Genomic DNA, 19,675 nt, shown 5'->3' with positions numbered 1-19,675 from the left:
GTGAAGCTAGTGAGCGTGACGAGCATTCAGGTGGCCGACGAGACCTTCGTCGCGGCGGCTCCGTCGCTGGCCGCGGAGGTGGTCGGCGATCGGGGCAACTGGCGTCGGTGGTGGCCCGATCTCCGACTCGGCGTCACCGAGCAGCGGGGTGCCCAGGGAGTGCGGTGGACGGTCGACGGTCCGCTCACCGGCAGCATGGAGATCTGGTGTGAACCGGTTCTGGACGGCTTCATCCTGCACTACTTCCTGCACGCCGAACCGGTGACCCGAAGGGCCACTACCTCGCGAGGTGGTGCCGGTGCGGTCGCCGACGAGAATCGGCGGCGCCGCGCCGCCGGCAAGGTGATGTCCTTTGAGGTGAAGGCGCGCCTGGAGGCCGAACGTGTGGTCGGGGGGCCGGCCGTCGCGGACCCCGATGCCGTGTCGGCCACCTCGAGCGTGCCGGCCACGAAAGGGGTGCGGTGATGGCCGACCACACCGAGCGCACCATCGTGATCAACGCCGATGCGTCCGACATCATGGCCGTGATCGCGGATTTCGATCACTATCCCGACTGGGTGTCTGCGGCACGCGATGTCGAGGTCACCGAGGTCGGTGACGACGGGCGAGCTCGCGTGGTGCGCTTCGTCCTCGATGCCGGCGTGCTACAGGACACCTACGTGCTGACCTACGACTGGGATCCGGACGGACGGACGGTGGCGTGGACCTTGGTCAGCAGTGACCTGCAACGCGACCAGCGTGGGCGATATGTTCTGTCGCAGCAGGTTCCGGGTTCCACCAAGGTGACCTACGAGCTCATGGTGGATCTGCTGGTGCCGATGATCGCGCAGCTCAAACGGCGTGCGGAGAAGGCCATCACCGAGGCCGCACTGAACGACTTGAAGAAGAGGGTCGAAGGCTGATCGATCTCACGCCCATCCATGTGGTGATCGGGCCGGGTGGCGCCGGGGTCTCGGTGACCGCGGCCTCTGGTGCGCTCGGCCGCGCCCGAGGACGCCAGGACCGATCCCGAACCCGAGGCGCCGGAACCGCTCTCGTACCAGAGCGGGACACGCTGCTGATCACCGTCGACCGGTTGTCGCCGACCGCATCGCTGTTCGGCGTCTACCGCACGTCCACGGAGCCGGTGGCAGTGTCGTCGCGGTTGCACTTGTTGTCGCTGGATCGGCTCACCCTGCTGGAGCGGTCGTGGTCCGATTTCACCGCCGTGCTGTCGGAGACGGTGGCCCGTTCCCGGGTGTCGCTGCCGGGGCTCGGGGTGGCATCGGAGATCTCGGCGGGTGAACTCGCCGCCTTACCGGGCATCGAGGATTTTCTGCTTCTGCGGCGTATCCGCGACGAAGCGATCAGCGGCGCCTGGCGACGGATCGTCGTCGACGTCTCGGGTCTCGGTGATCCGTTCGAGTTCCTGCGCGCCGCGTCGGTGCTGAGTCAGGCCCTGAATCGATTGTGGCCCCGCCACCGTCGGTTGGCTGCTGCCGCCGAACGGCCGGTGCTCGCCCAGCTGACCGCGGCCGTCGACGCCATCGATCGGGACTGTCTGGACATCGCCGAACTGACGACGGATGCGCACAGTGTGGCGGTCCATCTCGTGGTCGGCACCGACGATCGTGCCGAACGGCTGCTCCCGGCCTTCCTTGCGAATGTCGATCTGATGGGGCTGGCGCTGCGCTCGGTGATCGTCAACCGCGGGGTCGGTGACGGTTGTGACGACCGCGTGGCGCGCCTACGGTCGGTGGTGCAGCACGACGACAGCGGTGTCGAGGTGATCGACATCGACCGCGTCGACGAGTCGATCGATCGGGCGGCCCGGCTTCGGCGGGTCGATGTCGGGTTCGCGATTCCCGACGGGCGGCGGTGTGGCACCGGCGCCGCGCGGGTGGCCGAGGTGGACACCGACGGCGACGAGGCTGCCGTCGGCCATGACCGGATGTTCGAACTCGTGTGGCGGCAACGGCTTCCCGAACCCGACACCTTGCAGCTCGGACGATCCGGTGACGACCTGCTCGTCACCGTCGGTGGATTCCGCCATCCGGTCCGATTGCCGTCGGTGCTGCGGCGATGCGTGGTGGTGGACGCGGCCTGGGACGGCGCAGAGCTCGTCGTTCGGTTCGTCCCGGACCCGAAACTGTGGCCGAAAGGCCGCTGACGTCGCCATTCGCATCACACACGTCGGCCCGGCCGACGTCGCGTACACTACTGCCGAGCCGGACAGGGGGAGCTGCCCAGATGACCTCGGACGACACGACCGGGCGCGGCGACGACAACGTCGCAGGCCACTCGCGTGGTCCCGGCGGCGACCCGTTGCGTGACTTCCTCCTCGGACTGGCAGCCCAGATCGATCAGCTCGCCGCGATGTTCGGTGGCCCGGGGCCACGTCACTCGACCGGGACGGGTCGACAGCGGGCAGGCACGTCCGACGCGGCCGCCGACGTCGCGGATCTCGTCGATCTGTCCGGCGAGATCACCTCGTTGCTCGCCGAGCTCGGTGACCTGCTCGCCCGGCTGATCGCGGCACTGATCGCGGTGCTGGAGGCGATTGCGCGGGCGTTGCGGTCGACCCCGCCGACGGGTCCCCGTGCCGGCAACGGCTATCAGCAGATCGCGGTGCGCATCGACACCCGCCGCCCGTCCGACGTCGGCCGCCCACAGCCCGAAGGCGAGGACTGATGGGGGACTTGACGATCGGTATCGATATCGGTGGTACGAGCGTGCGTGCGTCGGTGGTCGACGACCGTGGGACGATGCTCGACACGTTGCGCGCGGCGACCCCGCCGACCGCGCAGGCGCTCGAACACTGTCTGGACCGACTGGTGGGCGAGCTGACCTCACGCTGGGCCGCCAAGGCGGTCGGCCTCGCCATCGCCGGTTTCCTCACCCCCGACCGCCGGGTGATCCGGTTCGCCCCGCATCTGCCGTGGCGCGAGGCCACGGTCGCCGAGGACATGACGGCCCGGATCGGTATTCCGGTGTTCGCCGAGCACGACGCCAACGCCGCGGCCGTCGCCGAACGGCGTTTCGGCGCCGCCTCGGGTGGCCGGAACTCGCTCGTGCTGGCCATCGGTACCGGTATCGGCGCCGGTCTGCTGTTGGACGGACACATCTACCGGGGCAGCTTCGGCGTGGCGCCCGAACTCGGCCACCTCACGGTGGTCCCGGATGGCCGTCCGTGCTCCTGCGGCAAGCTCGGATGCTGGGAAAGGTATTGTAGCGGAACGGCTTTGGTCGACAACGTGCTCGAGTTGCTCGCCGACGGGGATTGGGGGCGCAGCCAGCTCGCCGCCGACGTCGCCGCCGATCCGGATGCGCTGACCGGACGTCGCGTGGCCGGCGCCGCCGCCGACGGCGACGCCGTCGCAGTGGCCGCCTTCGCGCAGTTCGCCGCGTCGCTGGGGCAGGGGCTCGCGATGGTCGCCGACATCTTCGACCCCGATCTGATCGTGCTGGCCGGCGGAGTGGGCGCGGCTTCCGGGCTGTTCCTCGATGAGGCGCGCGAGCATTACGCCCGGTTGGTGACAGGCGCCGGCCACCGGCAGCTGGCGCGGATTCGCGGCACCCAATTGGGTGAGAGCGCCGGCGTGGTGGGCGCTGCGGAAGTCGCGCGACAGGCCATCACTGCGCCTCTCGGCGCGCTGCGCACCCGAAGCTGAGGGTGTGTATCGTTTCTGCGGGTGTCGATGGCCGCGATGCGTCCGCGGATATCGACCCTGTGGGTCAGGTCTCGGCGGGTAGTGTCTGAGGCGGCGGCGATTGACGAGGTTCGGAGTCATCGATGTGGTATTACACATTCAAGTACGTGCTGCTCGGGCCGATTCTGCGAGTCCTCGGCAGGCCGAAGATCGAGGGGCTGGAGAACATTCCGGAGCGCGGGCCGGCGATCTTGGCCAGCAACCATCTCGCCGTGATGGACAGCTTCTATCTGCCGCTGATGGTGCGCCGTCGCATCTACTTCCTCGCCAAGAGTGAGTACTTCACCGGTACCGGTGCCAAGGGCGCATTCCAGCGCTGGTTCTTCTCGGCCGTCGGTCAGATTCCGATCGACCGTTCCGGCGCCGAAGCGGCCGCGGGTGCGCTGACCGCGGCCCGACGGCAACTCGAGGCCGGCAAGCTGATGGGCATGTACCCGGAGGGCACCCGTTCTCCCGACGGCCGGCTCTACAAGGGCAAGACGGGTCTGGCCCGGGTGGCCCTGGACACCGGTGTCCCGGTGATCCCGGTCGCGATGATCAACACCGAGAAGCTCAATCCGCCCGGGACCGTCATCCCGCGACCGGCCCGCATCGTCGTGAAGATCGGCAAGCCGCTCGATTTCGCACGCTATGAGGGGATGCAGGGCAACCGCTTCATCGAGCGCGCCATCACCGACGAGATCATGTACGAGCTCATGCAGCTGTCCGGGCAGCAGTACGTCGACATCTACGCGGCGTCACTCAAGAACAAGCGCGCCACACCGGCCGAGCCGGCCGCGGCGTGACCGTCAACCCCTGAGCGTCAGGACGCGCCCCTCGCGCCGAGGCCGGCCGGCATCGGCGGTTCGACGTTCGGGCCACTGCGGCGGCAGCAGCGACACGACCAGCAGGAGTCCGAGTCCCCACAGGGTGTAGGCGTTGCCCACCAGATGATCGATGACCGACCACTGTCGGACCGTCGGTGACAAGAACTGGAACGGCCCGAGCGCGAAGATGATGACCCCGGTCGACGCCACCGCCGCATGTGCCAGCTGAACGCGACGGTCGCTGCTACGCGCCGCGATGACCGCGGTGACGAGGATCGTCGGCATTGCCCAGACCCAGTGGTGGGCCCAGGATGTCGGCGAGACCAGCAGACCCCAGGTCGCGGCAACGCAGGTGACCAGGACGGCCGCGATGCCCGCTGAACCGGGCGCCGACGGCGCGGTCGGGCCGCGTAGCGTCCGGAAGGCCGTCACCGGCAGGCACGCCCGCCCGGCGACGACGGCCAGCGCCGTGACCACCACCGAACTGGCCACCCACAGCAGCTGTTCGGTCATCTCCGCGTTGGGCACCAGCCGGATCCACAGCGCATTGATGTTCTGGTTGATGCGACCGGCCGGGTCGCCGATGCGGGTGGTGTGGAACAGGGTGTGCGTCCAATAGGTCAGCGAATCGGCGGGTAGCCAGATCCAGGCCAGTACTCCCGCGCCGACGAAGGTGCTGCCCGCGACGGCCGCCGAGCGCCACCTACGGGCGAACAGGAAGACCGCGATGAACACCAGCGGGGTGAGTTTCACCGCAGCCGCCAGGCCGGTGAGCACACCCTGCAACGGTCCGGCCGGGCGCGCACGACCACGGCCCACCACGAAGACGTCGACGATGATCAGGGTCATCAACACGATGTTGATCTGTCCGAAGCCGAGGGTCATCCACAACGGGTTGGACCAGACGGCGAGCCCGCCGGCGATCAGCGCGATCCACCACCGGTTGGCGGGTGTCCCCACCGACAGCACCGAGAAGAAGATGTGTGCGCAGATGACGACCAACACCGCGGTCAGTACCGACATCAGGAGTCCGGCGAGACCCAGACCGAGCAGGCCGAGCGGCACGAATCCGATTGCCGCGAAGGGTGGATAGGTGAACGGCAGCCAGATGCCGTCGCTGGTGAAGGGCATCGAACCGTCTGCGTAGAGGCTCTGGCCCTGCTGCCAGATCTGCGCGCCCAACCGGTAGACATCGAGGTCGATGCGGGTGCGGGTCCCGAAACTCGAGGTGAACGGGATACCGACGATCTGCAGTGTCACCGAGGCCGCGAAGGCCATCGCGATCACCACGCGGACGCGGACCGACGGCAGCCATCGGTGCAGCCGGGCGTCGGCCTCGGACAGGACAGTCATGGTCTCGGCGCTTCTCCGCTCACGAGGGTGTGAATACTGGTGGCCATGCGGTACTTCTACGACTCGGAGTTTATCGAGGACGGCACCACCATCGAACTCATCTCGATCGGTGTCGTTGCCGAGGACGGTCGGGAATTCTACGCGGTCTCCACGGAGTTCGATCCGGGGCGGGCGGGGGACTGGGTACGAGCCAACGTGTTGCCCAAGCTGCCGTCGCCCGCATCCCCGGCCTGGCGCGGCCGGCGGCAGATCCGCGAGGACCTGCTCGCGTTCCTCACCGAAGCCGACGATGAGGTGGAGCTGTGGGCATGGGTGGGTGCCTATGACCACGTTGTGCTGTGTCAGCTGTGGGGGCCGATGACCGCGCTGCCCCGGGCGATGCCCCGCTTCACCCGCGAACTGCGACAGCACTGGGAGGCGGCCGGCCGGCCCAACCTGCCGCCCTCGCCCCGCGACGCCCACGATGCGCTGACCGACGCTCGGCACAATCTGCGTCGCTGGCAGGTCATCGAACAGTCCAGGCGCTGAGAACCGGCGGACCGCGGTGGCAGCCCCTCGACCGGGCATCTCGACGATTCCACTACCCTGTATCCGTGGTGACCAACTGGACCGTAGACGTTCCGATCGAAGATCTCCCGGAGCTCCCGCCGCTGCCCGGCGACCTGCAGGCCCGGTTCGACGATGCCATCGCCCGCCCGGCGCTCCAGCAGCCCAGCTGGCCCGCCGGTGAGGCCCGCAAGATGCGCACCGTCCTGGAAAGTGTCCCGCCCATCTGCATGCCCGTCGAGGTTCAGGCCCTGTCCGCGCAGCTCGCCGAGGTCGCCGAGGGGCGGGCGTTCCTGCTGCAGGGCGGTGACTGTGCCGAGACGTTCGTCGACAACACCGAACCGCACATCAAGGGCAACATCCGGACCCTGCTGCAGATGGCGGTCGTGCTGACCTACGGCGCCAGCATGCCGGTGGTGAAGGTTGCGCGGATCGCCGGTCAGTACGCCAAACCGCGGTCCTCGGACACCGATGCCCTCGGATTGCTGTCCTATCGCGGCGACATGATCAACGGTTTCGTCGCCGACGAGGCGGCGCGGATTCACGACCCGTCGCGGCTGGTGCGTGCTTACGCCAATGCGGCTGCGGCGATGAATCTGGTTCGCGCTCTCACGGGTTCGGAAGCCGACCTGCGTCGTGTGCATCTGTGGAACCGGGAATTCGTCCGGACCTCGCCCGCCGGCGCCCGCTACGAGGCCCTGGCGTCGGAGATCGACCGCGGTTTGCGGTTCATGGATGCGTGCGGCGTGACGGACTCCAAACTGGATTCGGCGTCCATCTTCGCGTCACACGAGGCGCTGGTCATCGACTACGAGCGGGCGATGCTGCGGCTGGCCGACGATCCCGACAACCCGGACGAGAAGGTCCTCTACGACCTGTCGGCGCACTTTCTGTGGATCGGGGAGCGCACCCGTCAGCTCGACGGGGCGCATGTCGCGCTGGCCGAACTCATCCACAATCCAATCGGCGTGAAGATCGGGCCGACCACCACCCCGGAGCAGGCCGTCGAATACGTGGAACGGCTCGACCCGCACAATCGGCCCGGCCGATTGACCCTGGTGTCGCGAATGGGCAACAACAAGGTGCGTGAGGTGCTGCCGGCGATCATCTCCGCGGTGGAGGCGACCGGACACAAGGTGATCTGGCAGTGCGATCCGATGCACGGCAACACCCACGAATCGTCCACCGGCTACAAGACCCGGCACTTCGACCGGGTGGTCGATGAGGTCCAGGGCTTCTTCGAGGTGCACCGGGCACTGGGCACCCACCCGGGTGGCGTGCACATCGAGCTGACCGGTGAGGACGTCACCGAATGTCTCGGTGGTGCCCAGGACATCTCGGATCTGGACCTGGCCGGCCGCTACGAGACCGCCTGCGATCCGCGGCTCAACACCCAGCAGTCGCTGGAATTGGCCTTCCTGGTGGCAGAGATGTTGCGCGGCTGACAGACCGGCGTCAGATCAGGAAGGTCTGGCCCGCCCACCACGCGGTGGCGCCGAGCGCCAGGGCGACGGCGAGGACGAGGCCGATCCAGATGGCCGCGCGCAGCGTCGCGTGGTCGTCCGGATCGGTCGGCAGCTCGCGGGCGGTGCGGGGCGGTGGTGTGGTGCCGTGGGCCGGCGCGATCGGAGCGGCCTGGGACTGGACCCTGGTGTGCTGGTGCGGTTTCTGGGCAGGGGCCGGTGGCGTGGCGGGTGACGAACCTCCCCGCATGCGTGCCATGGTCTCTCGTTCGGCGGAGCGCCGCGGTGCGGGCACGGTGAACGGCGGCAGGTCGAGTTCGTCGGCGGCGGCGAGCAGCGCCCGCTGCATGTCGAAACCGTCCAAGTAACGCTCCGCCGGATTGCGCTCGGTCGCCCGCAACACGATCTCGTCGAACTCCTCGGGCACCCCGTCCACGACGTCGCCGGGCGCCGGAACGTCGTAGCTCAACCGCTGATATGCCAGCGCCAGCGGCGTGTCACCGCGGAATGGCGTTCGGCCGGTAAGCAATTCGAACATCATGACGCCCGTCGAGTAGACGTCGCTGCGCGCGTCGGCGTCGCCGGACTCCACCTGTTCGGGCGACAGGTACGCGGCTGTTCCCAGGATCACGCTCGCCGACGTCACGCCGGCCTCGGCGACCGCACGGACCAGACCGAAGTCGGCGACCTTGACCTCACCACGATCGGAGATCAGGACATTCTCGGGTTTCACATCCCGGTGGACCAGGCCGGCCGCGTGCGCGGTACCCAGTCCGCCGAGTACCGGGTCGGCCACGGCGGTGACGGCATGCGGCGGCATCGGGCCGCGTTCGCGCAGCAATTCGCGCAGGCTGCCGCCCTCGACCAGCTCCATCACGAGGAAGACCGTGCCGTTGTCGATTCCCTGGTCGTAGACGGCGACGAGACCGGGGTGTTTGAGTCCGGCGACGGCCCGCGCCTCGAACTCGAACCGGCGGAGGAACAGCGGGTCACTGCTGTAGCGTTCGTCCATCACCTTGACCGCAACCGAGCGGCCCAGCCGCAGATCGACACCGACATACACCGCCGACATGCCGCCGCGCGCGATCGGCGCGTCGATGCGGTAGCGGTTCTCGAGGGTCGAACCCACGAGAGGATCGGCGGGAGGTGTCACGTAGCCGAATCTACCGGGCGCACGACCGGCGACTCGGGACCGAGCGGGTCGGCGAGCCGGTAGGCTCGCGATGTGGGCTCTCTACCATTGTCCGAGGACAATCTGCCGTCCGATGTCGCCACGCTGACTCTCGACGAGGTGGCCGCGCGACTGCGGGTCTCGCCCAACCGGGTTCGGACCCTCATCCGAGATCACCACCTGCTGGCCGTATCCCGGGCGGGTCAGCCGGTCATCCCGGCGGTCTTCTTCGACGATCTCGGGATCGCCAAACATCTCGGTGGTCTCGTCGAGGTCCTGCTCGATGGCGGGTACTCGCGTAACGATGTGATGAGCTGGCTGTTCACCGTGCAGGACGACCTGGGCCTGCATCCGGCCGAGGCGTTGCACACCCATTCGGCCCGTGAGGTGGTGCGCCGAGCTCAGGCCCAGGCCTTCTGAGCGCTCCAGCACCACTTAGGTCGTCTGGATCACGCTGCGGGGTGCTGGTTCTCGACCATCGGACAGCAGCCTTGGATGCCCGGCCGGTGTTGTCGGGTGGTGTGTCGGACCAGGTGTGTCGGGCTAGGTGTGTCGGGCTAGGTGTGTCGGGCTAGGGGTGCCGGGCTAGGGGTGCCGGCAGTGGAAGTCGCGGTAGAGGTAGATCTTGCCGACGCGGGGGGTGGCAGACGGGCGGCAGGTCCGGTCGTCGGTGGGTGGATGCTCCACGGTGAGTGTGGGGCAGGTGAAGACGTCGATGACGAGGGTGTCTGGTGACGCGATGCTGCCGGGGGCGGCGGCGCCAAGGTTCGTGGTGATGTCGGGCCCGACTCGACGGGTCTCGGGGTCGGGCGTGTGTGGTGCACCGCCCCTCTCGGGGCAGCGGCACTCGGCGCGGTAGCCGTCCCGTGTGGTGTCGCCGGGATCCTGCGGAGTCGGGCGCGAGGGGTCGTCGCTGCACGGTTCGCAGTTGGCCCCGGCGGCATCGGCCGCTGCGGTGCTCGTGGACGCTGCGCTGTCCGGTAGTGCGATCTCCGGCTCCGTGCCGGTCGCTTCGGTGGGCTCGATCGGTTCGCTGGGCGCAGCGGTGCAGGTGTCGTAACCGCATTCGCATTGCAGGTGTGCACCGGGGACGCCGTGGATTTCGGCGAGGGCGACGGCGCGTCGGTGTCCGACGCGGCGGGGGTCGCGGCGGCAGACGCGTTCGTCGAGGAGGTCGGCGATGCGGTGTTGTAGGTGGATGGCGTGTTCGGCGCTCAGGCAGGCCGACATTTCCATGTGGCCGAAGGCTTCTTTGGCGAAGGTGACGTTCTGGAAGGCCTGGGCGACGTCCTCGCGGGCTTGGGCGTGGGCGTCGGGGTCCAGGCTGATCAGTGCGCTGTCGAGTTCGTCGCGTAGCACGGTGTCGGGGGTGGGCCGGTAGGCCAGTTCCAGGGCGATGTCCTCGAAATCGATGGGCGCCTGGGCCGGGTCCTCGAGTGCCTCGTCTGCGACTGCGTCGTCCGGGGAGTCCGGGTGGTCGTCGGTGCCGAGGTTGGGTCGGGGGCCGAGCGCTGCGTCGATGATCTCGTTGATGCGTTCGCGCAGATTGCCTTTGGGCGCGATTTGGGAGCTCTTGGCCAGCTCGGTGACGCGGTGGGTGCTGAAGTCCCCGGCGAGGTAGGCCAACCGGATCTTGGGCAGGTGCGCCAGCATCTGCGCGAGCGAGGACCATTCGCCGGCTTTGCCGCGGGTGATACCCAGTTGCAGGGAGATCTCGCCGATGGCGTGTTTGTGGGCTTTGGTGTGGGAGCGGGAGGTGGCGTGCGGGCCTTGGCCGTTCATGCGGTCGTTGTAGGCGCGGTCGCCGATCATGCCGGCGCCGAGCACGGCTCGTGCCTCGGATTGGCGGCTCAGGCGCAGCATGTCGCGGACGCCGTCGGTGTAGGCCATCTCCTCGGCGACCCCGTCGAGCGGCGCCGACAACACGGTGTCGTCGGCGTCGTGATCGGTGAAGGAGAACACGAAACGACCTCTCGGCGCGGGCATGCGGGTGGGAAACAGGAACTACGGTCAGGCTATCGGGCGGGTACGACAAGAATCGTCGGCCATCGTCTGTCGATCGGCCCGGGTCTCTGCCGCATCGGCGGGTACCGCTCGGAACCAGTCGACCACGCGGCCGATGCGCAGTGGGTCGTGTCTGAGCAACGAGACGGCCGCGAGCGCCGACAAAGCGGTCGCCAGCAGGGTTTCCGGCAATTTGTAGAACAGGATCGAATCGTCGGGCTGGAAGACGATCAACATGAAGGTGGACACGAAGACCACCAGGGCGTGCGCGCGGGGCCGCAGGGTGAACGCCACCGCCAGACCGAGCACCCAGGTGTAATACCAGGGCAGCGTGGACGGTTCGAGCAACAACACCGCGAGCATCGCCCACACCATCGCGGCCATCGCGCGCCGTTCGTCGCGGCGACCCCACCACCACAGTGCGACCAGGATGATCGCCAGCACCACCGCTCCCACGGCCCGGGTCACCGCCAGGACGGGTTGCAGGTTCAGCGCGGTGAAGGGTGCGGCGACCAGTGTCACCACATGTGCGGTGAGGGTGGGCACGGTGAACCAGTTGATGATCCGGTCGGCCCACCCGAGACCGGTGAGCCAGCCCAGACCCAGTCCGAGTGCGGCGGTCCAAACGGTGAACACCGCCACCGGTATCGCGACGACCGCCGCGAACACCCCGACCACGTCGGCGGCCCGTACCGGGCGTCGTGCGCGGATGTGTGCCAACCAGATCCACACCACGAACGGGATCGCGATGCCGGCGGTGACCTTGATCGAGATCGCGAGCCCGAGCACCGCCAGTCCGACCGCATGCCGACCGGTGACGACGAGCGTGACGCCCGCGACCAGGATGCCCATCATGAGCAATTCGACGTGGGTGCCGGCGACGAGATGGATCAGGATCATCGGATTGGCCACCGCCAACCACAGACCGCTCTGCGGTGATGCCGAGAAATGCGCCGCCAGACGGGGAATCGCCCACAGTGCGAGCAACAGTCCGGGAAGGAGGATCAACCGCATCGCATAGACGCCGAGGATCGCGTGGTCGCCGGTGACCTCGGTGACGACCCGGGTGACGCCCACGAAGAACGGACCGTACGGTGCGGTGGTGGACGCCCAGACCTGGGCCATGCTGTCCAGCAGCGGACCGGCGTGGTGGGCGGGCCCGTCGGCGTACGGGTCGAATCCCTCGCGGAATACCGCCCCCTGGCCGAGATAGGCGTATACGTCCCGGCTGTAGACTGGGACCGCGACCGCGAGCGGCGCCGCCCACATCAGCACGCCGGTCCGCATCGCACGGACCGTGGGGACATCGCGGCCCGGCGAAGCGCCGCGGGCGGTGAGAAGGGTGCGTCCGAGCCGCACCCAGGCGATGATCATCGTGGCGACACCGAACCAGAAGACGGTGCCGAACAACGTCTTCCCGTGTCCGTAGGTGATCATCGACAATCCGAGATCCTGCGCGACGGTGTTGTTGCGCGCGATGTCACCGACCCCGAAACTGCCGACACACACCGCGATCGAACCCACCAGACCCAACGCCAGATCGGCGGCGCCCGGACGAGCGAGCGCGCGACGCCAGGCCGAGCCCCCGGCGCCGCCGGCCCGGGCCACGGGATCGGATGGCGTCGCGGGCGCGGTCATGTCGATCGGTGGGAGATGCGGGTGGCGAAGGCGACCAGTTCGGCACGTACGGCGTCGCCGAGGTCGGCCGCGGCGAGCGTGTCGAGCGCCGAGGTGAGCAGTGCCGAGATCCGTTGCTCCATCTCGTCGCGGGCTCCCACGTCGGTCAGGATCGCACGGGCGGTGCCAACCTCGTCGTCGGTGAGCGGTCGGCCCACGCTGTGCCGCAAGGTGTCGGCCACCGCGGGGTCGCGTTCGGCCGCACGCGCCAAGCCGACTGCGAGCAACGCGGTGCGCTTGCCGGCCACCAGGTCATCGCCGGACGGCTTGCCGGTCTGCGCGGGATCGCCGAAGACGCCCAGCAGATCGTCGCGCAATTGGAACGCGATACCGAGGTCGTGTCCGACGGAGCGCAGGTCACCGATGAGGGTCTGCGGCGCACCGGCCAGTGACGCGCCGAGCTCGAGCGGTCGGGCCACGGTGTATGCGGCGGTCTTGAACTCCATCACGCGATAGGCGGCGTCGACCGTGTCGTCGCCGGAAGCCTCGTTGACGATGTCGAGATACTGGCCGCCGAGGACCTCGGTGCGCATCGACGACCACACCTGTCCGACGGCGGCGGGCAGCGGATGCGGCGGTTGGTGGCCGGCCGTGTCGCCGGGCAGATGACCGTGCACCATGTCGTCGGCCCAGGACAGTGCGAGGTCACCCAGCAGGATCGCGGTGGCGACGCCGTGGTGTGCCGCGTCCCCGGCCCAACCGACCCAGCGGTGGCGCTGCTCGAAGTCGCGGTGCACGGTGGCGCGGCCGCGTCGGGTGTCGGATCGGTCGATGATGTCGTCGTGGATCAGGGCGCAGGCCTGAACCAACTCCAGCGCGGCGGCCACCCGCAGCGCATCGGTGTCGTCGGGGACCTCGGACGCGGTGTGCGACGACTTGCCCGCGAGCCAGCCGGCGTAGGCGAAGACCGGTCGCACGCGCTTGCCGCCTCCGAGGACGAACTCGGCCAGCGCTGCGGCTGCCGTCCCGACCTGCGGATCGATCGCGGCCGCCGTCGGGACCGCCTGGGCGAAGAATGCGGCGAGCGCGGAGTCGACAGCAGCCGGGACGTCGTCGAGCCCGGCGGGGATCGGAAGCGCGGAGGTCACCTTGCCAGGCTAGGGCATGGGTTCGGCGACCCGTTGCCCGCCGATAACCGGCGTCGGGTGCCCGGTCCGTACACTGTTCAGGTGACTTCAACCGCCAACCCTGCCCCGTCGATCGTCGAGCGGCTGTCCGCTCCGCACCGCGGTCCGGTCCCGTTCTCGGTGGAGTTCTTCCCGCCCCGTGACGCCGAGGCCGAGGCGCGGCTGTGGCGGGCCGTGCGGACCTTCGAGCGGCTCGGCCCCGCGTTCGTCTCCATGACCTACGGCGCAGGCGGGTCCACCCGCGATCGCACCGCGCGCATCGCGGGCGAACTCGCGACCCAGACGACGTTGCTGCCGGTGGCCCATCTCACCGCGGTCAATCACAGCGTCGACGAACTGCGCGCCCTGGTGGGTTCCTATGCCGACAACGGCATCACGAACATCCTGGCGTTGCGCGGCGATCCGCCGGGTGACCCGCTCGGCGAATGGGTCCGCCATCCCGAGGGGGTGGAGTACGCCGAGGATCTGGTCCGACTGATCGCCGACCTCGGTGATTTCCACGTCGGTGTCGCCTCGTTCCCAGAAGGGCATCACCGCGCGCCCGACCTCGAGCACGACACCCGGACGCTGGTGAACAAGCTCCGGGCCGGCGCCGAATACTCGATCACCCAGATGTTCTTCGACGTCGAGGATTTTCTGCGGCTGCGTGATCGGGTGAATCGCGCCGATCCGGAACAGGGTGCGAAACCGCTGATTCCGGGCATCATGCCGATCACCTCGCTGGCGACCGTGCGACGCATGGCCGAACTGTCGGGGTCGGTGATCCCGGCCGACGTCCAGGAGCGCTTCGCCGCTGCGGCCGGAGACGGCGCGGAGGAGAACCGGGAGGCGGTGCGCGCGGTCGGTATCGACTTCGCGACGGAGATGGCTGCGCGGTTGGTCACCGAAGGTGTCCCGTGCCTGCATTTCTGCAGTCTCAACTTCGCCAAGGCGACCAGCGAGGTCCTCGAACGCCTGGGTGTGGACACCCGGTCGGCGTTGCCGGCCGCCTCGCGCTGACCGCCCGACGGGGAGGGTCAGCGGCGGGTACCCGAGCCGGCCGAGCTGTCGGCGTCCGATGTCGACTGCGAGGTGGGTGTCGGTGCCGTCGAGCCACCGCCGGTCTTCCGGTTGCGCCGCGGTCGTCCCGGCCGCGGACTGCGGTCCCGGTTGGCGAACGCCAGCCGCACCACCAGGGCGACGACGACCAGGCACAGCAGAGCGACGAACCACGACCAACTGCTCACCGCGGCGGTCGCCGGGTCCGGGTAGGTGGCGTCGGCGCTGAAGTCGGCGGGTTTACCGGATTCGGGAGACCAATGAACGGTGCGCTCGCCGATCTGCTCGCCGTTGGTCGCCGTCACCGGGCCGCCGAACACCACCGTCAGCTCCACGAGATCGCGGCCGGCGGTGAGATCACTCAGATCGGCGTTGCCACGGAATCGGACCACGTCGTCACTGCGCTTGGCGGTGAGATCCATACTCATGGCCGAGTCCCCGAAGGCGGCGGCGACGATGTCGCCGAGTTGGCCGAACTGGCCACTGGTAAGATCGGTGAACACCGCCCGCGTTCCGACGTAGGGGATCTGCTCGTCGGTACCTTCCGCCGCAGGGTCCCCGCCGTCTGCTGAACTCCCACCTGCGGAGTCCTCGTCGGGCGTCGCCGACTCCGATTCGGGCACCGTGGAGTAGTCGGTCAGCGTGATCCGGGATGCCATCGATTCGGGAACGTCGAGTTGCGGCGTCCCGCGCGGATTGTCGGGCGCCGTCGCCACGATCACGGTCCCCGAGAAGCGGTCACCAACCGTCGTCGAACGTTCCAGACAGCCACCGAGCAGGGGCGTCACGGCCACGAGGGACAACAGCAGCAGGATCGCGGACCAGCGGGATGTCGAACGCACGGTGATCATCGTGCCAGACGACGACCCCGAGACGCGGCCGACGCACCCGGCGGCGCCGACCCCCGTCCGGATCAGCGTCGACGCAGGGCGAGCTGCGCCGAGATGCGTCCGCTGGCCCCGGTCACTCCGCCCCCGGGATGGGTCGAGGCACCGGCCAGCAGGATTCCGTCCGCGCCGGGCACCCGATGATTCGACAGGTCGGGATGGGGCCGCCAGAAGAACATCTGGTCGATACTCATCTCCACATGCATGATGTTGCCGCCGACCAGGCCGAGCTCGTTCTCGAGATCCTCCGGTGTCTGGATGTGGGTGTGGCGGATGTGATCGCTGAATCCCGGGGCGTGTCGGTCGAGTTCGGCGGTGACCGCAGCCGCCGCGGCGGGGGCGACCTGCTGCCAGGTGGTGCCGTCGGCGAGGCGGCGTGGATGCCACTGAGCCCACACATTGAGCAGGTGTTCGCCGGGCGGTGCCAGCGACGGGTCGATGGCGGAATAGCCCATCGCGACGAGTGCCGGTCGCTCGGGGAGTTCGCCCACGCTCGCGGCCGTCTGCGCGCGCCGCAGGTGGGCACGGTCGGTGACGAGCAGGCCGAGTGCGGAATGCACACCGTGCGCGGGGAGGTCCGACGGCAGGTCGGGGTAGACGGGCAGTTGGTCGGTGCCCATCCGCACAGCCATCCCGATGCCGTCGCCCACCGCGATCTGCGCGCGCCATCGGTCGATCGTCGTCGGGTCATAGCCGCCCGTGGCCAGCAGATCCAGGGTGGTCAGCACATGGCATGCGGCGATGACGGTCGTGGCGCAGTGCCCCCCGTCACCGGGCGTGTCCACCCGCCAGTGGTCGCCGCAGCGCGAGATCGCGACCGCGGGCCTACCGGTGGCCACCTCGCCGCCGTCGGCGGAGATCCGACGCAGCAACGCCTCGGTGAGTGCCCCACTGCCGCCGAGCGCCCGACCGGGCGGGATGTCGTGCTGCAGAGCGGCGAATCCGATCATCGGCGCCGTTCCGGGCGCGTTCATGGGTGGCCCGGACTGGGCACCGAACCAGGCGAGGGCGGCCTTGAGCGGTTCGGCGGTGAACCATCGGTCCAGCAGCGCATCACCCGAGGACATGAGTTCCTGGGTCAGGCTGAGCATGGCACCGGCCCGGCGAGCGACCGGGCCCGGACGTGCGGATTCGGCGGTGCCGGTCAGGCCGGCGAATGCGGTCGCGAAACGACCCGGTGCAGCCGGGGAGTAGAACGACCGCATGACCGCGCGGGCCCGCGGACGCCACACGCCCACGAACTGCCGGTAGGCCTCGGCGTCGGCGGTACCCACCGCGGCCGCGATCGATGCGCAGGTGGCCTCGAGATCGGTACGGAAGACGATCGGTGCGGTGGTGGCCGTGCCGGGTGCGAAGGCCCACGGATCGCAGTCCACGTAGCGCAGTCCGTGCGCGGACAACTGCAGCTCGTCGAGGACGGGGGAGTGGCGGATCATCAGATGTGCCGACGAGCCGCGATCGACGCGGTAGCCCGGGAACCGCTCGACGGTCGACACCGCGCCCCCGGCGACCGTGTCACGTTCGAGAACCTGCACCGAACGGCCGGCCTGCGCCAGGTATGCGGCGGCGATGAGGCCGTTGTGGCCGGCCCCGACGACCACGCCGTCGCGCACCGGATGAGTGGATGACCCCGCTCGCAGCCGCCGTCGGATCATCGTGGCTGCCCGGAATCGGCGGGGTCCGGTGGTAGGGGCAACGAACGACCGAGAAACGCGAACGGCCGTGGATCGCCGGTGAAGGTGAAGTGGCGCAACACATCGGTGAAGCCGAGGCGGCGGTAAAGCGCCCACGCCCGGTTGTCCTCGGCCGGGATCTCCGGTGTCGAGAGCAGGACCTTGCTCTCGGTGCGTCCGGCGAGGAGACGGTCCAACAGCGCTTGGCCCAGGCCGTGGCCCTGCGCGGAGGGATGAACGTGGAGTTCGGTGAGCTCGAAGTAGTCGCCGGTGATCGCGTCGATCTCGACGTCACCGGCCCCCGCCCGCCGCAATCCGATCCGCAGCTGCTGATTCCACCACTGGTCTCGCGCCCCGCGGTATCCGTAGGCGATGCCGACGAGGACGTCGTCGTCGGTGGCCGCGACAGGCCGCGCGAGCCGCCGTGTGGTCGGCGGCGAGCCGCCGGCCTGAGTTCGGGGGAGGGACGCCACGGCGCCCACCGCACGCCACCCGGGACGGGCGATGTGCTCGCGCCACAGCGCCGCCCGATGGATCTCCGTGCCACGCGGGTAGTTCATCGCGGTCACGTAGATCTCCAGCGCGGGCTCGAGCCACGCGTGGGCATCCTGCCCGCTCAGGTCAACGAGGCGGATCGTCAACGAAGGTCTGTCCTCTCGTCGAACTCTCGGCATCCGGGTCGATCACCGCTTGAAGGTGTCCCACCCGCTAGCTATATTGAATATGTCGAACGGGTGTTCGATGAACCAGCCTCCGCAAGCTGTTCGCCGAACCCGACGACATCGAGGCGCCGGTCCGACGGCGAACGAGGGAAGCGTTTGCTGTCGGACCGGCGTTGTACACAGTGGGAGTCCACCGCGGCAACTCGGCCGGTGGGGACGACCTCGGGTGACACCGGATAGCCGCCCGATGCAGCAGTAGGGGAGGTGGAGATGTCGAATTCGTCACCGTCGCACCGGGCGACGTCGGACATCGACCCGATCGTCGTCCGGCGGAGTCGCGATCTGTTCGATCGTGCGCTGATCCTGTTCGACAACGCGGATGGGGTCGAGGACTCGGCAGAACGTTTTCGTCAGTATTACCTCACCGCGCTACGTGCGGCCGGTGCTGCACTCGAGATCTATGAGCCCTCCACGCGCCCGGTCCGCCGTCGACATTCGCGCAACGCGTGGAATCGTCTGCCGATCGTCGTGCCGGCGCTCGCAGGCCACGCAGATTACTTCGCCGGCCGTTCGGGTATCCGACTCGACATCGAATCCGGACTGGTGCGTACCATTGATGACCGAACGCTCGGTCACCTCCGTCGGCAGGTGCTCGCGCTTCTCGACGATGTCGAGGAGTTGCTGGTCGCCTACGAGCAGGGCAAGTTGTCCGAGCACGAGGCCAGTCCGGATCGGACGGCATGAGGAGCAGGATTGAACGCAACCACAGGTAATGGTGGTCGGCGGATGATTCTGCTCGTATCATGAGGATTGAAGCCGCACAAGCGGCTCTTGGGCGTCGATGACGACTGCGGACCCAGAGGTCCGTGATCGGGGTCGGTGGAGTTGGGAAAAGGAGGGTCGGTGCCTCTTTCGGAGCACGAGCAGCGCATGCTCGAACAGATCGAAAGCGCTCTGTATGCCGAAGACCCGAAGTTCGCGTCGAGCGTCAAGCGTCGTCGTCTCGGAAGGTCCAGTGGTCGGCGTCGTCTGCAGGCGGTGGCGATCTTCGTCATCGGCCTGGTGCTCCTCGTCGGCGGGCTCGTCGTCGAGGTTCGTGTCGGTGGGTTTCCCATCATCAGCCTCATCGGCTTCCTCGTCATGTTCGGCGCGGGCCTGATGGCGCTCTGGGGCGGTGACGGCGGCGGTTCCGCTGGGAAGCAGTCGTCCGGCAGTGCGTCCGGTAAGCAGCCGCGACCCGGCGGGTCGAAGCGCAAGTTCTCCGAGCGCATGGAGGATCGCTTCAACCGCCGCTTCGAGCAGGAGTAGCCCGCTCCCAGGCCGGTTTCGGTCAGACCTACACGAGGACCGCGCACCACGACGGTGCGCGGTCCTTTGTCGTGTTCGGGTGCCTTCCGCCGCCCTCGATGTCGGTGATCTGATCCCGCGGGCCGGCCCGCGGGACCCATGCCGTCCCACGCGGTCTCACGGAGTTCCCCATCGTGTCCCCACCGCGCTCCACCGAGCTCCCCACCTTCCCCCACCAGGCTACCGCCTGACGCTTCACCAGCCTCTTCAGATGTCTTGAACCTCATCAGTC

At 68.6% G+C, this 19,675-nt stretch carries 20 protein-coding genes; 12 read left to right on the top strand and 8 right to left on the bottom strand.

What is annotated here, in order from left to right; genetic code table 11:
• The 6 genes from NWF22_RS00265 to NWF22_RS00240 all read left to right on the top strand — a co-directional run bounded on the left by NWF22_RS00265 (window position 1) and on the right by NWF22_RS00240 (window position 4,474).
• The gene (locus NWF22_RS00265) at window positions 1-465 is read left to right on the top strand and encodes a hypothetical protein (RefSeq protein ID WP_160901135.1); all 465 of its coding nucleotides are present in this window, start codon (window positions 1-3) and stop codon (window positions 463-465) included.
• Window positions 465-902 carry an SRPBCC family protein gene (locus NWF22_RS00260; RefSeq protein ID WP_160901136.1) on the top strand — a complete coding sequence of 146 codons (438 nt, stop codon included), beginning with the start codon at window positions 465-467 and terminating at the stop codon, window positions 900-902. The genes NWF22_RS00265 and NWF22_RS00260 overlap by 1 nt, the downstream gene beginning before the upstream one ends.
• A 20-nt stretch (window positions 903-922) precedes the next feature.
• On the top strand, window positions 923-2,149 hold the full coding sequence (locus tag NWF22_RS00255; protein WP_160901137.1) for an ArsA family ATPase: 1,227 nt from the start codon (window positions 923-925) through the stop codon (window positions 2,147-2,149).
• A gap of 80 nt (window positions 2,150-2,229) precedes the next feature.
• Window positions 2,230-2,670 carry a hypothetical protein gene (locus tag NWF22_RS00250; protein ID WP_160901138.1) on the top strand — a complete coding sequence of 147 codons (441 nt, stop codon included), beginning with the start codon at window positions 2,230-2,232 and terminating at the stop codon, window positions 2,668-2,670.
• Window positions 2,670-3,650 carry an ROK family protein gene (locus tag NWF22_RS00245; protein WP_160901139.1) on the top strand — a complete coding sequence of 327 codons (981 nt, stop codon included), beginning with the start codon at window positions 2,670-2,672 and terminating at the stop codon, window positions 3,648-3,650. The genes NWF22_RS00250 and NWF22_RS00245 overlap by 1 nt, the downstream gene beginning before the upstream one ends.
• Before the next feature lie 122 nt (window positions 3,651-3,772).
• Window positions 3,773-4,474 carry a lysophospholipid acyltransferase family protein gene (locus NWF22_RS00240; RefSeq protein ID WP_160901140.1) on the top strand — a complete coding sequence of 234 codons (702 nt, stop codon included), beginning with the start codon at window positions 3,773-3,775 and terminating at the stop codon, window positions 4,472-4,474.
• A 3-nt stretch (window positions 4,475-4,477) separates the two neighbouring features.
• On the opposite strand, the gene NWF22_RS00235 is transcribed toward NWF22_RS00240, so the two are convergent.
• Window positions 4,478-5,848 (bottom strand): glycosyltransferase 87 family protein, encoded by a 1,371-nt coding sequence (locus NWF22_RS00235; RefSeq protein ID WP_160901141.1) that lies wholly within the window; start codon window positions 5,846-5,848, stop codon window positions 4,478-4,480.
• A gap of 45 nt (window positions 5,849-5,893) precedes the next feature.
• On the opposite strand from NWF22_RS00235, the gene NWF22_RS00230 reads away from it, so the two are divergent.
• Together NWF22_RS00230 and NWF22_RS00225 are read left to right on the top strand one after the other, a co-directional pair.
• On the top strand, window positions 5,894-6,376 hold the full coding sequence (locus NWF22_RS00230) for a polyadenylate-specific 3'-exoribonuclease AS (protein ID WP_160901142.1): 483 nt from the start codon (window positions 5,894-5,896) through the stop codon (window positions 6,374-6,376).
• A 68-nt stretch (window positions 6,377-6,444) separates the two neighbouring features.
• A complete protein-coding gene (locus NWF22_RS00225; protein WP_160901478.1) occupies window positions 6,445-7,839 on the top strand; it encodes a class II 3-deoxy-7-phosphoheptulonate synthase in 1,395 nt (464 codons plus the stop codon).
• A 10-nt stretch (window positions 7,840-7,849) separates the two neighbouring features.
• Here NWF22_RS00225 and NWF22_RS00220 read toward each other — a convergent pair whose 3' ends face one another.
• Window positions 7,850-9,010, bottom strand: coding sequence for a protein kinase domain-containing protein (locus NWF22_RS00220; protein WP_160901143.1), 1,161 nt, complete (start codon window positions 9,008-9,010; stop codon window positions 7,850-7,852).
• A 72-nt stretch (window positions 9,011-9,082) separates the two neighbouring features.
• Here NWF22_RS00220 and NWF22_RS00215 point away from each other — a divergent pair, with 72 nt between their 5' ends.
• The gene (locus NWF22_RS00215; RefSeq protein WP_160901144.1) at window positions 9,083-9,448 is read left to right on the top strand and encodes an Rv2175c family DNA-binding protein; all 366 of its coding nucleotides are present in this window, start codon (window positions 9,083-9,085) and stop codon (window positions 9,446-9,448) included.
• A 165-nt stretch (window positions 9,449-9,613) separates the two neighbouring features.
• Here NWF22_RS00215 and NWF22_RS00210 read toward each other — a convergent pair whose 3' ends face one another.
• From NWF22_RS00210 to NWF22_RS00200, 3 genes are read right to left on the bottom strand one after another with little or no spacing between them, the layout of a single operon-like run.
• Window positions 9,614-10,990, bottom strand: coding sequence for a hypothetical protein (locus tag NWF22_RS00210; protein ID WP_160901145.1), 1,377 nt, complete (start codon window positions 10,988-10,990; stop codon window positions 9,614-9,616).
• A 48-nt stretch (window positions 10,991-11,038) separates the two neighbouring features.
• The gene (locus NWF22_RS00205; protein WP_160901146.1) at window positions 11,039-12,670 is read right to left on the bottom strand and encodes an alpha-(1->6)-mannopyranosyltransferase A; all 1,632 of its coding nucleotides are present in this window, start codon (window positions 12,668-12,670) and stop codon (window positions 11,039-11,041) included.
• Complete coding sequence (locus NWF22_RS00200) at window positions 12,667-13,797, bottom strand: polyprenyl synthetase family protein (protein ID WP_160901147.1); 1,131 nt, start codon at window positions 13,795-13,797, stop codon at window positions 12,667-12,669. Before NWF22_RS00200 ends, NWF22_RS00205 begins: the two co-directional genes overlap by 4 nt.
• Window positions 13,798-13,878: 81 nt before the next feature.
• Here NWF22_RS00200 and metF point away from each other — a divergent pair, with 81 nt between their 5' ends.
• Window positions 13,879-14,835 carry a methylenetetrahydrofolate reductase [NAD(P)H] gene (gene metF, locus NWF22_RS00195; protein WP_258321274.1) on the top strand — a complete coding sequence of 319 codons (957 nt, stop codon included), beginning with the start codon at window positions 13,879-13,881 and terminating at the stop codon, window positions 14,833-14,835.
• A gap of 17 nt (window positions 14,836-14,852) precedes the next feature.
• Here metF and NWF22_RS00190 read toward each other — a convergent pair whose 3' ends face one another.
• From NWF22_RS00190 to NWF22_RS00180, 3 genes are all read right to left on the bottom strand, one after another.
• Complete coding sequence (locus tag NWF22_RS00190) at window positions 14,853-15,725, bottom strand: LppM family (lipo)protein (protein ID WP_233750893.1); 873 nt, start codon at window positions 15,723-15,725, stop codon at window positions 14,853-14,855.
• A 62-nt stretch (window positions 15,726-15,787) separates the two neighbouring features.
• Window positions 15,788-17,416, bottom strand: coding sequence for a phytoene desaturase family protein (locus NWF22_RS00185; protein ID WP_160901149.1), 1,629 nt, complete (start codon window positions 17,414-17,416; stop codon window positions 15,788-15,790).
• Window positions 17,413-18,075 (bottom strand): GNAT family N-acetyltransferase, encoded by a 663-nt coding sequence (locus NWF22_RS00180; protein ID WP_160901150.1) that lies wholly within the window; start codon window positions 18,073-18,075, stop codon window positions 17,413-17,415. Before NWF22_RS00180 ends, NWF22_RS00185 begins: the two co-directional genes overlap by 4 nt.
• 291 nt (window positions 18,076-18,366) lie before the next feature.
• Here NWF22_RS00180 and NWF22_RS00175 point away from each other — a divergent pair, with 291 nt between their 5' ends.
• Entirely contained in the window at window positions 18,367-18,840 is a 474-nt protein-coding gene (locus tag NWF22_RS00175) for an SAV_6107 family HEPN domain-containing protein (RefSeq protein WP_160901151.1), read from the top strand.
• 159 nt (window positions 18,841-18,999) lie between these two features.
• Window positions 19,000-19,404 (top strand): SCO2097 family morphological protein, encoded by a 405-nt coding sequence (locus tag NWF22_RS00170; protein ID WP_160901152.1) that lies wholly within the window; start codon window positions 19,000-19,002, stop codon window positions 19,402-19,404.
• The last annotated feature ends 271 nt before the right edge of the window (window positions 19,405-19,675 follow it).

The sequence above is a fragment of the Gordonia mangrovi genome (genome assembly GCF_024734075.1).
In the GTDB taxonomy this organism is placed as follows: Bacteria; Actinomycetota; Actinomycetes; order Mycobacteriales; family Mycobacteriaceae; genus Gordonia; species Gordonia mangrovi.
Note: the sequence above shows the minus strand (reverse complement) of the source record. Positions and strands in the feature narration are given on the sequence as shown.

Coding starts and splice junctions, on each gene's coding strand:
- NWF22_RS00230 (WP_160901142.1), top strand. CDS start 5,894: ATGCGGTACTTCTACGACTCGGAGTTTATCGAGGACGGCACCACCATC.
- NWF22_RS00260 (WP_160901136.1), top strand. CDS start 465: ATGGCCGACCACACCGAGCGCACCATCGTGATCAACGCCGATGCGTCC.
- NWF22_RS00175 (WP_160901151.1), top strand. CDS start 18,367: ATGTCGAATTCGTCACCGTCGCACCGGGCGACGTCGGACATCGACCCG.
- NWF22_RS00235 (WP_160901141.1), bottom strand. CDS start 5,848: ATGACTGTCCTGTCCGAGGCCGACGCCCGGCTGCACCGATGGCTGCCG.
- NWF22_RS00250 (WP_160901138.1), top strand. CDS start 2,230: ATGACCTCGGACGACACGACCGGGCGCGGCGACGACAACGTCGCAGGC.
- NWF22_RS00190 (WP_233750893.1), bottom strand. CDS start 15,725: ATGATCACCGTGCGTTCGACATCCCGCTGGTCCGCGATCCTGCTGCTG.
- NWF22_RS00185 (WP_160901149.1), bottom strand. CDS start 17,416: ATGATCCGACGGCGGCTGCGAGCGGGGTCATCCACTCATCCGGTGCGC.
- NWF22_RS00240 (WP_160901140.1), top strand. CDS start 3,773: ATGTGGTATTACACATTCAAGTACGTGCTGCTCGGGCCGATTCTGCGA.
- NWF22_RS00245 (WP_160901139.1), top strand. CDS start 2,670: ATGGGGGACTTGACGATCGGTATCGATATCGGTGGTACGAGCGTGCGT.
- NWF22_RS00205 (WP_160901146.1), bottom strand. CDS start 12,670: ATGACCGCGCCCGCGACGCCATCCGATCCCGTGGCCCGGGCCGGCGGC.